The sequence below is a fragment of the Pseudomonas sp. PSB11 genome (assembly GCF_014596605.1).
GTDB classification, from domain to species: Bacteria; Pseudomonadota; Gammaproteobacteria; order Pseudomonadales; family Pseudomonadaceae; genus Aquipseudomonas; species Aquipseudomonas umsongensis.
In genome coordinates, this window is record NZ_NOIO01000002.1 from 244,918 (window position 1) to 264,383 (window position 19,466).

Annotated in this window: 16 protein-coding genes and 1 pseudogene; 14 read left to right on the plus strand and 3 right to left on the minus strand. The window is 60.5% G+C overall.

Annotated elements, in window-relative coordinates:
• Nucleotides 1-3: 3 nt before the first annotated feature.
• The gene (gene aroC, locus CGA21_RS04185; RefSeq protein WP_110754907.1) at nt 4-1,095 is read right to left on the minus strand and encodes a chorismate synthase; all 1,092 of its coding nucleotides are present in this window, start codon (nt 1,093-1,095) and stop codon (nt 4-6) included.
• An 83-nt stretch (nt 1,096-1,178) separates the two neighbouring features.
• Between aroC and CGA21_RS04190 the strand changes: the two are divergent.
• Nucleotides 1,179-2,176 (plus strand): annotated as a pseudogene (locus CGA21_RS04190) (alpha/beta hydrolase).
• A 92-nt stretch (nt 2,177-2,268) separates the two neighbouring features.
• Nucleotides 2,269-3,060, plus strand: a complete 792-nt coding sequence (locus tag CGA21_RS04195) for a hypothetical protein (protein ID WP_188263597.1) — start codon at nt 2,269-2,271, stop codon at nt 3,058-3,060.
• 128 nt (nt 3,061-3,188) lie between these two features.
• On the opposite strand, the gene prmB is transcribed toward CGA21_RS04195, so the two are convergent.
• Nucleotides 3,189-4,097, minus strand: coding sequence for a 50S ribosomal protein L3 N(5)-glutamine methyltransferase (prmB, locus tag CGA21_RS04200; RefSeq protein ID WP_110754909.1), 909 nt, complete (start codon nt 4,095-4,097; stop codon nt 3,189-3,191).
• Between the two features lie 239 nt (nt 4,098-4,336).
• On the opposite strand from prmB, the gene CGA21_RS04205 reads away from it, so the two are divergent.
• From CGA21_RS04205 to CGA21_RS04225, 5 genes are all read left to right on the plus strand, one after another.
• Nucleotides 4,337-4,927, plus strand: coding sequence for a cysteine hydrolase family protein (locus tag CGA21_RS04205; protein ID WP_008057272.1), 591 nt, complete (start codon nt 4,337-4,339; stop codon nt 4,925-4,927).
• Nucleotides 4,928-5,058: 131 nt separating this feature from the next.
• Complete coding sequence (locus tag CGA21_RS04210; RefSeq protein ID WP_110754910.1) at nt 5,059-5,379, plus strand: hypothetical protein; 321 nt, start codon at nt 5,059-5,061, stop codon at nt 5,377-5,379.
• Nucleotides 5,380-5,466: 87 nt separating this feature from the next.
• Nucleotides 5,467-6,024, plus strand: coding sequence for a Smr/MutS family protein (locus CGA21_RS04215; protein ID WP_020800033.1), 558 nt, complete (start codon nt 5,467-5,469; stop codon nt 6,022-6,024).
• A gap of 77 nt (nt 6,025-6,101) precedes the next feature.
• Complete coding sequence (folE, locus tag CGA21_RS04220) at nt 6,102-6,647, plus strand: GTP cyclohydrolase I FolE (protein ID WP_020800032.1); 546 nt, start codon at nt 6,102-6,104, stop codon at nt 6,645-6,647.
• A 102-nt stretch (nt 6,648-6,749) separates the two neighbouring features.
• A complete protein-coding gene (locus CGA21_RS04225) occupies nt 6,750-7,121 on the plus strand; it encodes a glutathione S-transferase N-terminal domain-containing protein (protein WP_020800031.1) in 372 nt (123 codons plus the stop codon).
• Between the two features lie 163 nt (nt 7,122-7,284).
• Here CGA21_RS04225 and CGA21_RS04230 read toward each other — a convergent pair whose 3' ends face one another.
• A complete protein-coding gene (locus CGA21_RS04230; protein WP_110754911.1) occupies nt 7,285-8,451 on the minus strand; it encodes a PLP-dependent aminotransferase family protein in 1,167 nt (388 codons plus the stop codon).
• An 82-nt stretch (nt 8,452-8,533) separates the two neighbouring features.
• On the opposite strand from CGA21_RS04230, the gene CGA21_RS04235 reads away from it, so the two are divergent.
• The 7 genes from CGA21_RS04235 to CGA21_RS04265 all read left to right on the plus strand — a co-directional run bounded on the left by CGA21_RS04235 (nt 8,534) and on the right by CGA21_RS04265 (nt 19,418).
• Nucleotides 8,534-8,977: a MarR family winged helix-turn-helix transcriptional regulator gene (locus CGA21_RS04235; protein WP_188263598.1), complete on the plus strand. Its 444-nt coding sequence runs from the start codon at nt 8,534-8,536 to the stop codon at nt 8,975-8,977.
• A 289-nt stretch (nt 8,978-9,266) separates the two neighbouring features.
• Nucleotides 9,267-10,616: an NCS2 family permease gene (locus tag CGA21_RS04240; protein ID WP_033044696.1), complete on the plus strand. Its 1,350-nt coding sequence runs from the start codon at nt 9,267-9,269 to the stop codon at nt 10,614-10,616.
• A 71-nt stretch (nt 10,617-10,687) separates the two neighbouring features.
• The gene (locus tag CGA21_RS04245; RefSeq protein ID WP_110754913.1) at nt 10,688-11,317 is read left to right on the plus strand and encodes a LysE family translocator; all 630 of its coding nucleotides are present in this window, start codon (nt 10,688-10,690) and stop codon (nt 11,315-11,317) included.
• 64 nt (nt 11,318-11,381) lie between these two features.
• Complete coding sequence (locus CGA21_RS04250; protein WP_110754914.1) at nt 11,382-12,374, plus strand: AraC family transcriptional regulator; 993 nt, start codon at nt 11,382-11,384, stop codon at nt 12,372-12,374.
• A 185-nt stretch (nt 12,375-12,559) separates the two neighbouring features.
• Nucleotides 12,560-13,588, plus strand: coding sequence for a histone deacetylase family protein (locus CGA21_RS04255; RefSeq protein ID WP_110754915.1), 1,029 nt, complete (start codon nt 12,560-12,562; stop codon nt 13,586-13,588).
• A 17-nt stretch (nt 13,589-13,605) separates the two neighbouring features.
• Entirely contained in the window at nt 13,606-14,706 is a 1,101-nt protein-coding gene (locus CGA21_RS04260) for a polyamine ABC transporter substrate-binding protein (RefSeq protein WP_083348698.1), read from the plus strand.
• A 143-nt stretch (nt 14,707-14,849) separates the two neighbouring features.
• Nucleotides 14,850-19,418, plus strand: a complete 4,569-nt coding sequence (locus tag CGA21_RS04265; protein WP_188263599.1) for a dermonecrotic toxin domain-containing protein — start codon at nt 14,850-14,852, stop codon at nt 19,416-19,418.
• Nucleotides 19,419-19,466 lie beyond the last annotated feature (48 nt).

Here is a 19,466-nt window from a genome sequence, read left to right on the forward strand (position 1 = left end):
GGCTTAGATCTGGCCCAACACCGGCGTGCTCACACGCACATCGGCGTTCTGGCCGCGGTGACGCAGCAGGTGGTCCATGAGCACGATGGCCATCATCGCTTCGGCGATCGGCGTGGCACGGATGCCGACGCAGGGGTCGTGGCGGCCTTTGGTGATGACGTCCACCGGGTTGCCATGGATATCGATGGAACGGCCCGGCGTGGTGATGCTGGACGTTGGCTTCAACGCCAGGTGCGCGACGATCGGTTGGCCGGACGAGATGCCGCCGAGAATGCCGCCGGCGTTATTACTGAGGAAGCCTTCTGGAGTCATCTCATCGCGATGCTCGGTGCCACGCTGGGCGACGCTGGCGAAACCGGCGCCGATTTCCACGCCCTTGACCGCGTTGATGCTCATCAGCGCATGGGCCAGCTCCGCATCGAGACGGTCAAAAATCGGCTCGCCAAGGCCTGGCATCACGCCTTCGGCGACCACGGTGATCTTCGCGCCGACCGAATCCTGGTCGCGGCGCAACTGGTCCATATAGGCTTCCAGTTCCGGCACTTTGTCCGGATCGGCACTGAAAAACGCGTTCTGCTCCACCGAGTCCCAGGTCTTGAACGGAATTTCGATTGGGCCAAGCTGGCTCATGTAGCCGCGAATGACGATGCCCTGGGTCGCCAGGTACTTCTTGGCAATCGCACCTGCGGCCACGCGCATCGCGGTTTCCCGGGCCGAACTGCGGCCGCCGCCGCGATAGTCGCGCTCGCCGTATTTGTGGTGGTAGGTGTAGTCGGCATGGGCCGGACGGAACAAGTCCTTGATCGCCGAGTAGTCCTTGGACTTCTGATCGGTGTTACGGATCAGCAGGCCAATGGCGCAGCCGGTGGTGCGACCTTCGAATACCCCCGAGAGGATTTCGACTTCGTCGGCTTCCTGGCGCTGGGTGGTGTGACGGCTGGTGCCGGGCTTGCGTCGATCCAGGTCGCGCTGCAGGTCCTCCAGGGAAATCTCCAGCCCCGGCGGGCAGCCATCGACTATGGCGACCAACGCCGGGCCATGGCTTTCGCCAGCGGTGGTGACAGTGAATAGCTTGCCGTAGGTATTGCCGGACATGCAGGACGCTCCGTGAAATGAACCTGAATACGTAATGCGCGCCAGTATACGCAGGCTATCCAACTAGTTCATCCTCGAACCTTATGGTTGCCTGCGAGTCCAACCGGCACCCTCTGATGATGGCCCGACAATGCTGCGAGTTCTTGCCTTGAGCCTTACCCTGATTTCCGGCTTCGCCCAGGCCACTGTCCTGCAGCGGCCAATCTCCCTGGACACCGGCACCGGCGAGCTTTTCGGCTCGCTGCTGCTGCCTAAATCCGACACCCCGGTGCCTGTTGTCCTGATCATTTCCGGTTCCGGCCCGACCGATCGTGACGGCAACAACCCCGAAGGCGGGCGCAATGACAGCCTCAAGCGCCTGGCCTGGGTGCTGGCCAAACACAACATCGCCAGCGTGCGCTACGACAAGCGCGGCGTGGCGGCGAGCCTGGCGGCCACCCCCGACGAACGCAACCTGTCGGTGGAAGCCTATGTGGCCGACACCGAAGCCTGGGGGCGAAAACTCAAGACCGATCCGCGCTTCGGCCAACTGATCCTGCTGGGTCACAGCGAAGGGGCCTTGATCGCCAGCCTCGCGGCACCCAGCGTCGATGCGGCGGCGGTGATTTCCGTGTCCGGCAGCGCACGGCCGATCGACCAGGTCCTGCGCCAGCAACTGGGCAATCGCCTGCCTCCCCCGCTGATGTTGCGCAGCAATGAGCTGCTCGACAGCCTCAAGGCCGGGAAAACCGACGACAACGTGCCACCGCAACTGCAGGTGATATTCCGTCCGAGCGTGCAGCCGTACCTGATTTCGCTGTTCCGCCAGGACCCCGCCGCCGCGTTCGCGAAGTTGAAAATGCCGGCACTGATCATCCAGGGCAGCAATGACATCCAGGTCGGGGTTAACGACGCCAAACTGCTCAAGGCGGCCAAACCGGACGCCGAACTGGCGCTGATCGAAGGCATGAACCACGTGATGCGCATCGTGCCCAACGACGTCAAACGCCAGTTGGCCTCCTACAAGGATCCGAATTTGCCACTGGCGGCGGAGCTGGGTGCGCGCATCCTCGGATTCATTGACGGGCTTCGCTCCAGCTAATTTGCTCTCCAGTCTTGTCGAAAACGGCCGATAAGCCTTTGTCGCCAGCGTACTGGCTGGCGGCAGTCGAGCTTGGACAGGATCTCGCCGTTATGACCGATACCCAGACTTCACCCGACACCACCGCTGAAAAAGACGTACCGCCAGCGGTCGAGCTGCCTTGGGCGGACGTCCACGTCGAGCACCACAAGATGCTCCGCCTGGCGCCGCTGCAGACAGACCGAAATACCGGTGGCCGGCCCCTGCGCTTTGTCGAATTCGGCTACGCCGAGCGCAACGACAAGTTGCGCAGCCTGATGCGCATGAGCATCGCCCTGCCCGGCCAGCGCGTGCGCAAGGAACAGAATCATTTGGACGTATGGGTCGACCACGCGGAAAAACGCGTGCATTTCGGCCCCGACAGCGGCCTGCAAATCGAACCACTGAACCGTGGCATCGGCCGTTTCATGGCCGCCCACGGCATCAACTGGGCGAAGAAAAGATGGCCTGGCTACACCGTCGACGGCACCGATCTCAACAACAAGGACGCGCTGAACGAAGACACGCGCCTGCGCCGCGATCACTTTTTGCGGGTGCACGGGTTCGACGTGATCTATGCCGATGCCCAGCATTTGAAGGGCAGCGTCAAGGAGGTCAGGGTCGGCGACCTCTTGAGTGACTGGAACACCGAGAAAGTCCAAGTCGTGGAAATTCTCGAGGCGGCGCAGATGCTCCAGCAAGCCGAGCAGTACCTGGCCGAGCAGGAAGTCAAACTCAAGAAACACGAGGAGAAGGTCAGCAAATACAAGCGTGAAGACGCCGGTTTGCGCTTCACCATTACGTGTTTGGTGGCGTTTGCGGTGTTTCAGGCGGGATTGCTGATCTGGATTGCGACGCACCGGTAACGGTAACGGCTGATCGTTCCCACGCTCTGCGTGGGAATGCCTCAAGGGACGCTCCGCGTTCCAGCTTGCGAAAGGGACGCAGAGCGTCCCGGGCTGCATTCCCACGCAGAGCGTGGGAACGATCTGAGTCAGACGCGGGAGGCGAACAGGGCCTGATGATCGCGGCACTGCTCAGCCGTCAGCATGAACACGCCATGCCCGCCGCGCTCGAAGTCCAGCCAGGCGAAGTCGACCTCCGGGTACAACGTCTCGACGTGCACCTGGCTATTACCTACCTCGACAATCAACAAGCCCTTCTCGGTCAGGTGATCCGCCGCTTCGGCGAGCATGCGGCGCACCAGGTTCAAGCCGTCATCACCACAGGCCAGGCCCAGTTCCGGTTCGTGCTGGTATTCGTCCGGCATGTCGGCGAAATCCTCGGCATCGACGTACGGCGGGTTCGACACGATCAGGTCGAAACGCTGCCCTGGCAAGCCATCGAAACCATCGCCCTGCACGGTGTAGACACGCTCGTCGACGCCGTGGCGCTCGATGTTCTGGTTCGCCACCTCCAGCGCTTCGAAGGACAGGTCGGCCAGCACCACTTCAGCATTCTGGAACTCGTAGGCGCAAGCGATACCGATGCAGCCGGAGCCGGTGCACAGGTCGAGAATTCGCGCAGGCTCGGTGCCCAGCCAGGGTGCGAAACGGTTTTCGATCAGTTCGCCAATCGGTGAGCGAGGGATCAATACGCGCTCATCGACGATGAACGACATGCCACAGAACCAGGCTTCACCCAGCAGGTAGGCGGTCGGCACGCGGTCTTCGATCCGGCGCTTGAGCAAGTTCTGCAGGTGCGCCACTTCGTCTTCTTCCAGATTGCAGTCCAGGTAACTGTCGGAGATTTCCCATGGCAAGTGCAGCGCACCCAACACCAATTGACGGGCTTCGTCCCAGGCATTGTCGGTCCCATGGCCGAAAAACAGATCCTCCCCATGGAAGCGGCTGACGGCCCAACGGATATGGTCACGCAGGGTACGAAGGCGGGAAGTGATCACGACGGTAAACTCCAGAAAAATCGACGGGCGATTCTACCAGTCAAACGGCGTCCCGACGACGCAGGAAATACACCGGGACAAATGTAGGAATTATCTGGTTTTATCGCCGGCTATTGAACAAAACTCAATACTTGACAACGCTGTAAGCCAGTAACGACGGTGCCTGCGATGGTAGCGATTCACAGAAGCGCTCAGCCAGAGGACAATGTCGCAAAAGCCCCACCCGAAGGAGCCCCAGAATGTCCGTTCCACAAACGATGTTTCAACTCAGCGGCCGCGGTTATGCAGCAGCCAAACTGAGTCATGCGACCCTGATCATCATCGATGCCCAGAAAGAATACCTCAGCGGTCCCCTGGCCCTGAGCGGCATGGATGCGGCGGTCGCGAACATCAAGAAATTGGTGACTGCCGCCCGCGCGGCCGGCCGGCCGATCGTGCATGTCAGCCACCTCGGCACCGTTGGGGGGCTGTTCGACCCACGCGGCGAGCGCGGCCAGTTCATTCCAGGGCTGGAACCGCTGGCCGGGGAAATCAAGATCGAGAAAATCCTGCCCAGCGCGTTCCATGGCACGGACCTGAAAAAACGCCTGGAAGACCTGGGCTCGGTGGATCTGGTGGTGTGCGGCTTCATGAGCCATTCCAGTGTCAGTACCACCGTGCGGGCAGCCAAGAACCTGGGTTTCCGCTGCACCCTGGTGGAAGACGCCTGCGCCACCCGAGACCTGCCGTACAAAGGCGGCGTCCTGAGTGCCGAGCATGTGCAGCAGACCGAAATGGCGATCATGGCGGACAACTTTGCCGCCCTCGCCCTGACCAACGACCTGGTCTGATCGGCGGTTCGTGAGCGGTCCATGCCGCCGCTCATCCGCAAAAGCCTCTCATATGCCGTAAATGTCTTAGCCTCAGGAACATCCCGGTCAACTTCCGGTCGAAGGGCCGATACCCATTGAGGAAGGTCGGAATGAAGTTATCCGATGGTTTTGACGCTCGCCGTTTACGGCCCAAAGGCCAAAGCAACTGGCGTTTTCGAATCGGCGCAGCCTTCGCTGCCTTGCTGGCGACCTGCGGCGTGCTGCTGGCGATGGCCGGCGCCGCCAGCCTGTTCGGCCACGCTCCGGCCCTGGGCGAGTTGAACACCAACCGGGCGGGCGCGGCAGTGATCCTGGTCCTGGGCCTGTTCGTGCTGTACCTTGGGATCTGGCTGTGGCGCCGCTGCCGCCGCCGCTCGCGCCAGTCGAACGCGCTGAACATCTCCCCGCACCTGATGAAAAAACACGACTAAGCGCAAGTTGCAGCGCGATGCCGCACGTTTTCTCGCGCCCGATTCGCTTCGAGTTGGGTAAACTGGCCACCCTTCGCGGAGGCTGACATGCAAGACGACGATTTTTCCCTGTTCAAAAGTGCGATCCAAGGCGTCAAGCCGATCAAGCACGATCGCGCCGAAACCGGCAAGCCCAAGGCGGACCGCGCGCACATCGCCACGTTGCGCCAAGCCGCCACCGTGCGTACCGATGCCACCACTGTTGACGGGCTGTCCGATCAGTTCGTCATCGACGTCGGCCCGGAAGACGAACTGATGTGGGCACGCGACGGCGTGCAGGAAAGCCAGATGCGCAAGCTCAAGATCGGGCAGATCCCGTTCGAGGGCAGCCTTGACCTGCACGGCATGAGCGTGGAAAAAGCCCGGGAAACCCTTTGGGCGTTCCTGGCTGAAGCGACAAAATTCGAAATCCGCTGCGTACGTGTCACCCACGGCAAAGCCGTGCGCCTGGACGGCAAGCGGCCGATGATCAAGAGCCACGTCAACACCTGGCTGCGCCAGCATCCACAGGTACTTGGCTTCACCTCGTGCCAGGCCAGGCATGGCGGTGCCGGAGCCGTTTATGTGATGCTCAAACGCACCATGATGGAAGGTCGCGACGAGTAAACCTGATGCGCCGCGCTTGCAGCGCCGTGTCTGCCACCGTACCCTTGCCCTTTGCGTAAAATCCCACAGGTAGTTTCATGTCCCTGGAACAGAATTACACCGCGATCCTTGGCCAACTGGGCGAGGATCCTTCCCGCGAGGGCCTGCTCGACACGCCAAAACGTGCCGCCAAAGCCATGCAGTACCTCTGCCGCGGTTATGAACAGACACTGGAAGAGGTCACCAACGGTGCCTTGTTCAGCTCCGACAACAGCGAAATGGTGCTGGTCAAGGACATCGAGTTGTACTCGTTGTGCGAACACCATCTGCTGCCGTTCATCGGCAAGGCCCACGTGGCCTACATCCCGAGCGGCAAAGTGCTGGGTTTGTCGAAAGTCGCGCGTATCGTCGATATGTACGCCCGCCGCCTGCAGATCCAGGAAAACCTCAGCCGCCAGATTGCCGATGCAGTCCAGCAGGTCACCGGCGCCCTGGGCGTTGCCGTGGTGATCGAGGCCAAGCACATGTGCATGATGATGCGCGGTGTGGAAAAACAGAATTCGACGATGATCACCTCGGTGATGCTTGGCGAGTTCCGTGAGAACGCTGCTACCCGCAGCGAGTTTCTCAGCTTGATCAAGTAATTGGCGGTACGAAGAGAACCGGCTTTCATCGCCGGTTTTTTTTCGTCTTGAAAAAATCAGGTAAGCTGCGCGCCTTTCTCATTAGCACCGTGAGGCTTCAACGTGTTCGTAAAAGCGCTTCGTGTCGGCCTTGGCCAACTGATCATCTTCATCGACTTCATCACCCGTCCAGGCAAGAAGCAGCGCCCTGCCGCCGCTCAGGCCCAGGTCGAAGCCGCCGCCAGGGGCCTGACCCTGTATCAGTTCCATGCCTGCCCGTTCTGCGTGAAAACCCGCCGCACCCTGCGCCGCCTGAACGTGCCGGTGGCCCTGCGCGACGCGAAAAACAACGAACAGGATCGCCAGGCCCTGCTCGAGCACGGCGGCAAGGTCAAGGTGCCGTGCTTGCGTATTGAAGAGAATGGCCAGACGACCTGGATGTATGAGTCCAAGGTGATCATTGATTATCTGGATAAGCGATTCGCGGCAGCCTGATTTATTTGTGGTGTTCTGACCGACGCTTTCGCGAGCAGGCTCGCTCCCACAGGGAACTGGTTGCACAGATTCAATGTGGGAGCGAGCCTGCTCGCGAAGAGGCCGGCACAAACGCTACAAATCCCGGACAAAAACAAACCGGCCCTGGAAGCGGTTTTTTTCTTCAGGCCGCTTGCGCCGCCTGCGCCTGTCGCACCACCTGCGCCAACCGCTTGATCCCCTCCTCCAGCCGCGCCGGGTCAATATGGCTGAAATTCAACCGCATGTGCCCGTGATGATTATCCGGTTCAGGGAAAAACGGCTCGCCGGGCATGAACGCCACGTCGTTGGCCAACGCCCCATCGAGTAGGGTACGGGTGTCCAGCGGCTGTTTGAGCGTCAACCAGAAAAACAGCCCGCCCTGGGGCACATTCCAATCCGCCAGATCGGCAAAATGCGTTTGCAGCGCCGCCTGGAATGCATCGCGACGCACGCGGTAAAAACCACGCAACTCACTCAGGTGCTGCTGGTAAGACTCGCTGCCGATCCATTGCAACGCTTGCCACTGGCCGACTCGATTGGTGTGCAAGTCCGCCGACTGCTTGAGTTTCAACAAGTGCGGGAAAAGGTCCGGGCTGGCGATCAGATAACCCACGCGTAGACCCGGCAGCAAGGTTTTCGACACCGTGCCGGTGTAGATCCAGCTGGATTTTTTCAGGCGTCCGGCAATGGGTTTGGCGCTGCCGCCGTCAAACGTCAGCTCACGGTAGGGTTCGTCTTCGATCAAGGTCACGCCGAACTCATCCAGCAATCCGGCGACCGCCTCGCGCTTGGCTTCGCTGTAACGCACCGCCGATGGATTCTGGAAAGTCGGGATCAGGTAGATGAACGCCGGGCGATGTTTTTCCAGGCGCGAACGCAGTTGCGCCAGGTTCGGGCCGTCGGCTTCCAGCGGTACCGTGAGGCAATCGGCGCCGAACAGCTGGAAGATCTGTAGCGCCGCCAGGTAAGTCGGTGCCTCGAGCAGCACTTCGGTGCCTTTGTCGATATAGAGCTTGGCAGCCAGATCGAGGGTTTGCTGTGAACCACTGACCACCAACACCTGACTCGCCTCGCATGGCACGCCCACCGCTCGCGCTTGTTGCGCCAGGGCTTCACGCAAAGCCGGTTCGCCTTCACTCATGCCGTATTGGCCCATGGACACCGGCATCCGCGCCCATTCGACTTTCGGCAGCATGGCTTCGGCCGGCAAGCCCCCGGCGAACGACATCACTTGCGGACGCTGGGCGGCAGCGAGGATTTCACGGATCAAAGAACTTTTAAGGCGCGAGACACGTTCGGAAAAAGCCATGGGGGTCACCGGTAGCGAGGCCAGGGAAAAATGAGTCAAACTTATTGACCGAAATTACGGCATCACCAACGGATACGTCAACATGATTGACCTTAAAAGCCCGATTTCCCAACAGCAGGCCATGGAAGCGTTTTTCTTCGGCTACCAGGCCTTCACCGCCAAGGCCGATGAAATGCTCGAGCGCCGCGGCTTGAGTCGGGTGCATCAGCGCATTGTGTTTTTCATTGCCCGCTACCCAAACCTTAGCGTCAAGGAGTTGCTGGCATTGCTGGGCGTGAGCAAACAGGCGCTGAACATGCCGTTGCGCCAACTGCTGGAGATGCATTTGGTCAACAGCGTGGCGTCCGAGACCGACAAGCGTAAGCGGCTGCTGGAGTTGACCGAAGACGGCGCGCGGTTTGAACAGGCGCTGCGCCGCGAACAGGTGAAATTGTTGGAGCGGGTGTTTGCCGAGGCGGGTGAGACGGCGGTGAATGGGTGGTTGGCGGTGAATATGGCGCTGGGTGAGAACCTGCAAAAAATCTGAGTACCACAAAAGCTTCGCGAGCAGGCTCGCTCCCACAGGGGAATGCGATCCCTTGTAGGAGCGAGCCTGCTCGCGAAGGGGCTAAAGCAGGCGATATATCCCTATTGCCAAACTTTTCGTCTACAAAATCAAAAACATTATTTGCTTTATTTGTATACAAAAGCATAATCCACTTCGTGCGAGTTCCTGACCTTTTGGTCAACAAATCGCAAGTGCCTCAAAGGGCCGCTGCCACCCTCATGGGTCCGGCCCTGGAAATAACAATAAAACTCTTGAGGAGTACCTCGCTGTGGAAAGCCGCAAATCCGAAGCATCGACGCTGGATCTCTCGCCGCCTTTACGCAATGGCTGGCTGGAGCGCATCTTTAAACTCAGCTTGCATGGCACCACGGTGAAGACCGAGTTGATTGCCGGTCTGACCACCTTCATCACCATGGCCTACATCATCTTCGTCAACCCCAACATCATGGCGGATGCCGGCATCGACCATGGCGCGGCGTTCGTCGCCACCTGCATTGCCGCCGCCCTGGGCTGCCTGTTGATGGGCCTGTATGCCAACTGGCCGGTCGGCCTGGCACCAGGCATGGGCCTGAACGCTTTCTTCACCTACACCGTGGTCGGCACCATGGGCTACAACTGGGAAACTGCACTGGGCGCGGTATTCGTCTCCGGCGTGCTGTTCATGATCCTGACCTTCTCGCGTATCCGCGAATGGCTGCTCAACAGCATCCCGGTCAGTCTGCGCTACGCGATGGGCGCTGGTGTAGGCCTGTTCCTTGGGCTGATCGGCTTGAAAACCGCAGGCATCGTCGTCGATAGCCCGGCCACCTTGATCAAGCTCGGTTCCCTGCGCGAGCCTGGCCCGCTGCTCGCCGCCGTGTGCTTCCTGATGATCGCCATCCTCAGCTACCACAAGGTGTTCGGCGCGATCCTCATCAGCATCATCACCGTGACCCTGGCCGGTTGGGGCCTGGGCCTGGTGCACTACGAGGGCATCATGTCGGCCCCGCCGAGCCTGGCCCCCACCTGGATGGCCATGAACGTTGCCGGCGTGTTCAACGTCAGCATGATCAGCGTGGTGCTGGCCTTCCTCTTCGTGCACATGTTCGACACCGCCGGCACCCTGATGGGCGTGGCCCAGCGCGCCAACCTGGTGGGCGCTGACGGTCGCATCGAAAACCTCTCGCGTGCCATGAAAGCCGACAGTGCTTCCAGTGTCTTTGGTGCGGTCGTGGGCGTTCCGCCGGTCACCAGCTACGTGGAAAGTGCGGCGGGCGTGGCAGCGGGTGGTCGGACTGGTCTTACCGCAGTGACCGTAGGTGTGCTATTTATTGCGGCCATGTTCTTCGCGCCGCTGGCCGGGATGATCCCCGCCTATGCCACGGCCGGTGCGCTGATCTATGTGGCCATGTTGATGATGGGCGGCATGGCCCACATCGAATGGGACGAGGCGACCGACAGCATTCCGGCAATCGTCACGGCAATCATGATGCCCCTGACCTTCTCGGTCGCCGACGGCATCGCGCTGGGCTTCATCACCTACGTGGCGCTGAAGGCCGGCACTGGCAAGTACAAGGAAATCTCCGTCAGTCTGTGGGTGCTCTGCGCAATTTTCATTGCCAAGTTCATCTTCTTGTAAATCTCGGCGGTACGCGCGTTAAACCAGCCTCACCCCGTCGGGTGAGGCTTTTGTGCAAATGGAGGAAAGTGATGAGTCTGGAAACCTGGCTGCTGTTCAGCGGCGCTGCGCTGGTGGTGATCCTGATCCCGGGGCCACTGTCTTTGCTGATGATCAGCAACAGTTTGAATTACGGCCTGGTCCGTTCCTACCCCGCGTTTCTTGGCGGCGTGATTGCCTCGATCTGCCTGTTGAGTGCTTCGGCGCTGGGCTTGGGCGCCCTGCTGCTGGCATCGGAACAATTGTTCAGCGCACTGAAAATCGTCGGCGCGCTGTACCTGTTCTACCTCGCCTGGCAGAGCTGGCAGCAGTCGCGCCAACCGTCCCACGGTGCGCAAGTGCCTCAGGCCGCCGCAGTGCCGCGCTTTCGCGCACTGTTCGGGCGCGCCTTCATGCTGGGCGCGAGTAACCCCAAGGACATCCTGTTCTTCGCCGCGTTCCTGCCGCAATTCTTGAGCGCCGGGCAACCGTTCCTGCCGCAATTGCTGGTGATGATCGCCACCTGGACCGTACTGGATCTGCTATGCAAGCTGGCCTACGGCCTGGGTGCCCATGGCGCGGCGCGGTATCTGCGCAGCGGCAAGGGGCAGAGCTGGTTCAACCGGGTCAGCGCCGGATTGTTCGGTGGAGCCGGGGCGGCGTCCTTGCTCAGCGGTCATTAAGGCCTTCTGACGCAAACCGGCACACAAGTTGCTCGGTTCTGGCACCCCCACACCGGAATCGAGCATGCTCCACTCCCACCTCACCACCCTCAACGCCGTTTCCCTGGTGCTCGACACCTTCAAGGCCCAAGGTCTGCCCAGCGACACCCTGCTCGCCGGCAGCGGCATCTGTGCCGCGGATCTGGCCCGGGCGGACACGCGCATCACCACCAATCAAGAGATGCAGGTCTGCGCCAACGCCGTCGCCCTAAAGCACGATATCGGCCTGGAGCTGGGTCGACGCATGCATGTTTCGTCCTACGGCATCCTCGGCTACGCCCTGCTCACCAGTGCCACCTTCGGTGACGCATTGCGCCTGGCGCTGCGTTATCCGGCGCTGTTGGGAACACTTTTCGAACTGAGCCTGGAAGAGGACGACGAGCGCGTCTGGTTTGTCGCCGCCGATTACCGGGAGAATCCGGCACTGGCGGTGTTCAACGCCGAGTTCTGCCTGGTGTCGCTGAAAGTCATCTGCGATGACCTGCTCGGGCATCCACTGCCGCTGTTGGCTGCACGCTTTGAACATGCTGCGCCCGACTATGAAGCGTCCTATAACGATCACTTCAATTGCCCCCTGCATTTCGGCGCCCAGGACAACGCCTTCGCGTTCGACAAGCGCTGGCTCGATCAACCCTTGCCCCTGGCCGATGCCATCACCCACCAGGCCATGGCCGAGCGTTGCCGCAAGCAGAATACCGAGTTCACCGGGCGCCAGGCGTGGCTGGGGCGGATCCGCCAGCTGCTCAGGGCACAATTGCATGCGGCACCGGGACTCGAGGGATTGGCCGAGCAGATGAATTGTTCAGCACGCACCTTGCGCCGGCATCTCAAGGACCTGGGGTGCAGCTATCAGGAATTGCTCGATGAGCTCAGGTTCGAGCAGGCCAAGCTTTTGCTGTGTGAAGACCAGATGCCGATCTACCGGATCGCCGAAGCATTGGGTTTCAGCGAGACCGCGAGTTTCCGCCATGCGTTTATGCGCTGGAGTGGTGTGACGCCTAGCCAGTTCCGGCCCTGAACAGCAAAAGGCCACATCAAGAGTAATGAGTGTTCACCTAATTGTGAGTCCCACATCATCAAGGGGCGAATTTCGGTCAATTATTTTGGCCACATTAATCCCCTTTTGGCCTTTCCTGCCGTTCTCCGAATTCGTCCGCGCCGCAAGACTGTGTGCAACCGAAACCGCCTGCGGAGAACAAGAAAATGCTGACGATCTACTCGGATGATCACCACCTGCACCACGGCCGTTGCGAACTCATCGACGGGCAACTCAAGCCCTGCTTTGAAATGCCTTCGCGTGCCGATCATGTGCTGTCACGTGTGCAAAAGCAGAATCTGGGTCCCGTAGAAGCGCCGAAGGATTTTGGCCTGGGGCCAATCGAGCGCATCCACAGTCGCGATTATCTGGACTTCTTCAAAGGTGCCTGGGCGCGCTGGACCGAATTCAACACCGACGGTGACTTGCTGCCCTACACCTGGCCGGCGCGTACCCTGCGTCAGGTCAAGCCCACCAGCCTGCACGGCCAGCTCGGCTACTACAGCTTCGACGGCGGCGCACCGATCACCGCCGGCACCTGGCAAGCGGCGTACAGCGCGGCGCAGGTCGCACTCACCGCGCAAGCAGAGATCCAGCGCGGTGCGCGCAGCGCCTTCGCCCTGTGCCGTCCACCGGGACACCACGCCGCCAGCGACTTGATGGGCGGTTACTGCTACCTCAACAACGCGGCCATCGCCGCCCAGGCCTTTCTCGACCAGGGCCACAAAAAAGTCGCGATTCTCGATGTCGACTACCACCACGGCAACGGCACACAGTCGATTTTCTACGAGCGCAGCGACGTGCTGTTCACCTCGATCCATGGACATCCGGAAGCCGAGTTCCCGTTCTTCCTCGGTTACGAGGACGAGCGCGGCGAAGGCGCCGGTGAAGGCTTCAACTTCAACTATCCTTTGCCCGCCGGCAGCGGCTGGGATACCTGGAGCGCTGCGCTGGAGCAAGCCTGCAACGAGATCGAGACCTATGGCGCCGACATCGTCGTCGTCTCCCTGGGCGTGGACACGTTCAAGGACGATCCGATCTCCCAATTCAAGCTCGACAGCCCCGACTACCTGGCCATGGGTCAACGCATCGCCAGGCTCGGTGTGCCGACGCTGTTCGTGATGGAAGGCGGTTACGCGGTGGAAGAAATCGGCATCAACGCCGTCAACGTGCTTGAAGGCTTTGAAAACGCTTAACGGGGAATCGCATGACAATGAAAAATCTAAAGCGCCTGATTGTTCCTGCCCTGTGCGCCACGGTGCTCGGTGGCGGCGCACATGCAGAAGAACGAACGTTGCGCGTCTACAACTGGTTCGACTACATCACCCCCAAGGCCCTGGAAGATTTCAAGGCCCAGAACCCAGAGACCAAACTGGTCTACGACATCTTCGACACCAATGAAGCGCTGGAAGCCAAGCTATTGACCGGAAACTCCGGCTACGACGTGGTGGTGCCTTCCAACGTGTTCCTGGCCAAGCAGATCGAAGCCGGTGTATTCCAGCCTCTGGACCGCAGCAAACTACCGAACTGGAACCACCTCGATCCCAAGCTGATGAAGCTGATCGAAGCCAATGACCCGGGCAATAAATTCGCCGTGCCGTACATGTACGGCACCATCCTGATCGGCTTCAACCCGGACAAGGTCAAGGCCGCGCTGGGCGCCGATGCGCCGGTGGACAGCTGGGACCTGATCTTCAAGGAAGAGAACATCAGCAAGCTCAAGCAGTGCGGCGTCGCCCTGCTCGACTCGCCTTCGGAGATCCTGCCCCTGGCCCTGCAGCACCTTGGCCTGGACCCCAACAGCAAAAAGCCTGCGGACTACGACAAGGCGGAAGCGCTGCTGATGAAGATCCGTCCGCACATCACCTACTTCCACTCGTCCAAGTACATGGCCGACATCGCCAACGGTGACATCTGCGTCGCCGTCGGTTACTCCGGCAGTTTCTCCCAGGCCGCCAACCGCGCCAAGGAAGCCAAGAACGGCGTGGTCGTCGACATGCGCCTGCCCAAGGAAGGCGCGCCGATCTGGTTCGACATGCTCGCCATTCCCAAGGGCGCAAAGAACCCGCAGGACGCCTACACCTTCATCAACTACTTGCTGCAACCGCAGGTGATCGCGCCGGTTAGTGACTTCGTGGGTTACCCGAACCCGAACAAGGACGCCACGGAACTGGTCGACCCGGCGATCCGCAACAACCCCAACCTGTACCCGACCGAGGCGGCAATGGGCACGCTCTACACCCTGCAACCGCTGCCGCGCGATGCCGAACGTGCACGTACGCGGGCCTGGACCAAGATCAAGTCCGGGACCTGAAACCTGCCAGAACACAGAAGACCCGCACTCGCGGGTCTTTTTTGACCCGCGATATCTATGTACCGCCAGACCGGTGGTGCGGCTCGATACCGTTTCCAGATTCAGCGCCGACAGGACTGCGGCGCCCCAGTCAGGAGACGACCATGCCCGAAACCATACCTCAGAATGCAGAAGATATACTGACCCAACTGGTCACCGGCCCCTCGATCAGAGAAGTCGCGGCAACGGCTTTAGCGCCCGCGCTCGGCAAGTTGTACCCGGCGTTGAAGATCGATCCGACGCTCGCCACGGTCGTCACCCCGACGTGGATCATTACCGACGACAGTGTCGTGCCGGGTGAAAACCGTTATGAATCGCTCACCGATGTGCTGGTGCGAGTCGGCTTGTCGGGGTCGGTTGTAACGCTCATCGACGGTGAACACTTTTTGACCTTGCAACCCGGTGCCGAGCCACTGGTTCACATGCCGGTGAAAATCGATGCGATAGGCCGCCTGATCAATCGCCTCGCTTCACAGCTGTTCATCGCCTATCAGCAACAGCAACTGGATTACTGGAATCAGGAAACCAAACCCTCGACTCCGCGCTGGCATCAGCTTTCGCGTTCATTGCACAACCTCTGGAACAGCGTACCGCCCGCGGACTGGGACGCGGACCAGAAAGCCATGGCCCGCAGCCTGTTCGATTACCCGGATCGGGTGACTCGACGGCCTCAGGACAAGTACTTGAGCAAGGCCTGCCTGATCGACATCGACCACCTGGAAAACGCTGTGAGCGTCCATCGACAGGTGCTGGACACCACCGTTCTCGTGGGCACGGCGGGCAGTCGCAGCCTTGTATTGACGCACTCGATTTCAGAGGGGTTCAAGCGCTACGAGTCCCTTGAGGCGCTGGGTGAAACGCTAGCCGGCAGGGGGCAGAACCTGCAGTGGCGCCTGTATGAACCCGAAGGGAATTTTTTCCATCACCAGGCCTGCGCTCTGATCGCGCTTGAAACCGAGGCCATCGGTGCTTTACAGGCGTTCCAGCCCCTCTCCCCGGCCGGCCTTTCTGCACAAGTCAGCGCCGCCGCAAAGCATTTCACCGACTTTGAAACCTTGTCCTCGTCGCATTTCAACAAGGTCAGGGGCGTATTGCCACGCTGGCTGGACAAGGCCTCGACCGCCGATCTCAGCCGGTGCAGCCGACACCTGATGGACCTGGCACTGCTGCGCGAACAGGATGGCGGCAAAACCTTCGACGAGGGCATCGCCGCGCTACCGGAATTCGCCCTGCAAGCCCTGCGCGAACACATGATCAAGGATCATCCCGCGGCAGCAGGGCTGGCACTGAAGGACATCGAAATCAGCATCACCAGTGTCGTGGTGCTGGGCACCATCGTGCTGCCTGGCAAGACGCAGACGGTCACGCTGTCGCTCAGTGAACTGGCGCTGCAAAACCTGATCGCCGTCCCGTTGGGCAACAAGACCGTGCAATACACGAATGGTGACCCCGTGCCGACCTGGCTGAGCGCGGATTATCTGGAAAGGCTCGTGACCCAGGTCGACATTGGCGCGGTGTACCCGGCCCTGATCAAAAGCAAACTGCTGGACGATCCGCAGGAGAGCTTGCGCCGACAAGGCCTCTACACCCGGCACTTGCGCATCCAGCTGCCGTTGCAGGCGCTGCAGCACAAAATGCGCGGTGAAGCAGGCATCAACGAATGCGGCTATCAATACGTGGTGGCGGCCCTGCAGGAAAACGCAGCCGATCGCGTCGTCAACGGGCAACCGATAGTCATTCGACCGCTGGCTTTCGTGACTGGTGATCGCATGGACACCACCGCCGACGAAGTCGCCAACATGTTCGTGATCGGCCCCCGCCATCCCGATCAGGGACCCTGCCTGCTGTATCGGCCACTGCTCACACCCTCGCTGATGCAATACCCGACCGAATCCAATCTGCTATACGCCATCAAGCATGACAAGGCACTGCGCCAATCAGTGCTGGCCTGGCTCCCTGACGATGTGCGCTTCAACTACTCCCAGTATGTGTTTACAGGTGACCTGCCATCGGTCTGGACACTGACCCAGTTGCTGGTCGATCCCACATCGGCACTGGGTAGGATGGGCACGGTGTCACTCGGTACCCGCGCACTGGATGACGATCCGTTGGCAACGCTGTTCAAGACCAACGCCAATGCCCTGATCAGCCTGGCGGACCGTCAATCGGTTTCCAACGCACAAGCTCGCTGGGCAACGTTCAAGCAGGGTGCCTGGATGCTGTTCAACATCGCCCTGCCCTTCCTCGGACGCAATGTCGGCATCGCCGCCTGGATATGGCAGATCATGGACGACTTGCAGCAAGTCAGCGATGCCGTAGAGAGCGATGACAGCGATCGTGGCTGGACGGCCATGACCGATCTGCTGTTGACGCTCGGCATGGTGCTCGTCCATCAGGCAGCCTCTCGCCATGGGCCGGTGAACCGAGCGCGCAAGCTGCCAGAGCTCCCCCTCGAAACGCCAGAGATCCTGCCAGCGACAAAGCCTGTGGTGACGCGCCTGCCTGACCTTCAGCGTTTACCGCCTACCCACGAAGCATCCTTGCATGCCGTCGCCGCACTCCCGGCCTCCTCCCTGGGCACTTTTCTCGATGAGCTGGCCATCACCGAACCCAAGGGCATGACCGCCGGCGCCACGGCACCCGGTCCCCACCAATACCTCGGCTCGCGCAATGGAAAATGGTACGCACAGGTCGGTCAACGATGGTTCGAAACCATACTCAACGACAACGGTGACGTGCAAATCATTGACTCCCGGCAATCCCCCACGCGCAGCGGCCCGCTGTTGGTCAAGAATGAAAAAGGCCAGTGGTTCATCGATATGCGCCTGCGGCTGAGGGGCGGTGGCAAGGCGCAACAACGGCTGGAACGGGAAAACGCAGAGCGTCATGCGCAACGCAAACGCCAGATGGCGATGTTCGAGAGCCAGGCAAACCGTCGGGAGTCGGAACTGAACGAGGCTGAAAAGAATGCTCAATCCGCCACCGCCACCGATACCCATCGCCGGGTATATCTTGAAACCCTCGACTCACAAATTGCATTGGTCATCGGCAATATCGAGCAGATGAAAGTCATCAATGCGCGCGAGGCGATCAGCAACTACCGAGAGGCAATGATCAGCCGCCTCAAGCTCCAACTGTCACTGATAGACAAATGGTTCGTGCAGCAGCGTCCTGACTTCCAGGAACAACTGAAGCGTTCCGAGCAATCGCTCGACAGCGACGCAGCTGAACACACACAGATTACTCGTCAGTCCTATCAACACTTGAGCGATCTGACCGAGGGTTACATCAACAAGATCGAGCTCGCGCAGTCAGTCTTCGAGCAACTGAACCTTCTCGGAAGAGGCGGGGCCGAGGCGAGTCGTGAACTCAGAGTCATCATGCCGTCGTTCGACCTGCAGGAGCTCAAGCTGTTCCAGATCACCTTGGCCCAGGAGTTGTGCGTCGACGAAAGTAGCGCAGCGTCCAGCCAGGACGTGCGACAGGCGCTGGACGACGTGGTCGAGGACGCTGCCCTCTCCATCCAGTCTTCGCTTGATCTGGCCGCCGAGGATGACATCCTGCGTTTGCCCGAGCGAATCGACGGCCTGAGCGATGTGCTCGAACAACTGACCACCGTCAACCAACGCATCGTCGATCTGCCGGCCGAGTTCCCCGGGCAGTTGCTGCAAGCACCACTGGACCTGATGCGCCAGCGTATAGAGGCGTTCCAGCAACGTACCGAGACGCACTTGGCGAGCCTGCTGCTGGAACGCCAGAGCCTGGCGCCGCAACCCGGGCCTTCCCGGCCATCGACCGCGCCCAACAAACGCATCGTCAAGACTCGCTTCCGGGGCACTGTGGTTGGTCAGCTGCGCAGCGATCCGCAAATGAAAGGATCCGCGTTCCTTGACGTGACATCCGCGCTGAGCGGCAAAATCACCACCTTTCATGAAAAGTCCCCGGGCGTCTGGGTTGAAAGGGTGAAACCGACCACGGCTTCATCCACCCCACCCCCCCCCACGCTGGCCAACAGCATTGTCCAGGGGCAAACATTGCTGGACGGGGTGGAGGCGTTCATCCGGCGCACAGAGACCCATTCAAAAGGGCTGCGAAGAATCCCGGTGGAAATAGAGGAAATGTTCCACCAGCAGGCCCATCGACTCAATGAAGCGGCGAACATGATCGAAGAAGCGCTGACATCCAGCAATTCGACTGACGGCGGCCCGGGCTCCGCCGTAACCGTGGCCAAGCAACTCAACGACGAGGCCACCAGGCTCTACGGCAAAGGGCATCAGGTACGGGTCAGCATGACCAAGCTGCAACCCCCAACGGCGGGCCGCGTCCAGTGGCTGCATGAGCAAGGCGAGGTCAACATCGTCAAATCGCCGAGCCGACGCCTGCTCAAGAGCCGCAAGAAAGATTACCTCGATGAGTATGAGATCCGTGACGCCAGCGACCAGAGCGTCCTGTGGTACGCGCACTTCCACTACGGCGACGCCGCGGCGCCGGTGCAGCACTTCACGGCTGCGCACCTGAAAACCGCTGAACAAAGGCACCTGGGCGGCGCGCACGAGGCGCGTGGCTCGAATGACAATCTCCGAGCGATTTCGATCTATCGCAGCGAGATCAGCCCTCAACTGGCCAAAGCGCTGTTCTTCGCCAGGAAGACCGCGACAGTGCCTCCATCATGAGTCGTCTCGGGTTGACGGACAGGCTCAGGGCGTGAGGTGGAAAGAAAA

Excerpts from the sequence above, each read along its gene's own strand:
- aroC (WP_110754907.1), bottom strand. The coding sequence starts at position 1,095 with ATGTCCGGCAATACCTACGGCAAGCTATTCACTGTCACCACCGCTGGC.
- CGA21_RS04195 (WP_188263597.1), top strand. The coding sequence starts at position 2,269 with ATGACCGATACCCAGACTTCACCCGACACCACCGCTGAAAAAGACGTA.
- CGA21_RS04205 (WP_008057272.1), top strand. The coding sequence starts at position 4,337 with ATGTCCGTTCCACAAACGATGTTTCAACTCAGCGGCCGCGGTTATGCA.
- CGA21_RS04210 (WP_110754910.1), top strand. The coding sequence starts at position 5,059 with ATGAAGTTATCCGATGGTTTTGACGCTCGCCGTTTACGGCCCAAAGGC.
- CGA21_RS04215 (WP_020800033.1), top strand. The coding sequence starts at position 5,467 with ATGCAAGACGACGATTTTTCCCTGTTCAAAAGTGCGATCCAAGGCGTC.
- folE (WP_020800032.1), top strand. The coding sequence starts at position 6,102 with ATGTCCCTGGAACAGAATTACACCGCGATCCTTGGCCAACTGGGCGAG.
- CGA21_RS04230 (WP_110754911.1), bottom strand. The coding sequence starts at position 8,451 with ATGGCTTTTTCCGAACGTGTCTCGCGCCTTAAAAGTTCTTTGATCCGT.
- CGA21_RS04235 (WP_188263598.1), top strand. The coding sequence starts at position 8,534 with ATGATTGACCTTAAAAGCCCGATTTCCCAACAGCAGGCCATGGAAGCG.
- CGA21_RS04245 (WP_110754913.1), top strand. The coding sequence starts at position 10,688 with ATGAGTCTGGAAACCTGGCTGCTGTTCAGCGGCGCTGCGCTGGTGGTG.
- CGA21_RS04250 (WP_110754914.1), top strand. The coding sequence starts at position 11,382 with ATGCTCCACTCCCACCTCACCACCCTCAACGCCGTTTCCCTGGTGCTC.
- CGA21_RS04255 (WP_110754915.1), top strand. The coding sequence starts at position 12,560 with ATGCTGACGATCTACTCGGATGATCACCACCTGCACCACGGCCGTTGC.
- CGA21_RS04260 (WP_083348698.1), top strand. The coding sequence starts at position 13,606 with ATGAAAAATCTAAAGCGCCTGATTGTTCCTGCCCTGTGCGCCACGGTG.
- CGA21_RS04265 (WP_188263599.1), top strand. The coding sequence starts at position 14,850 with ATGCCCGAAACCATACCTCAGAATGCAGAAGATATACTGACCCAACTG.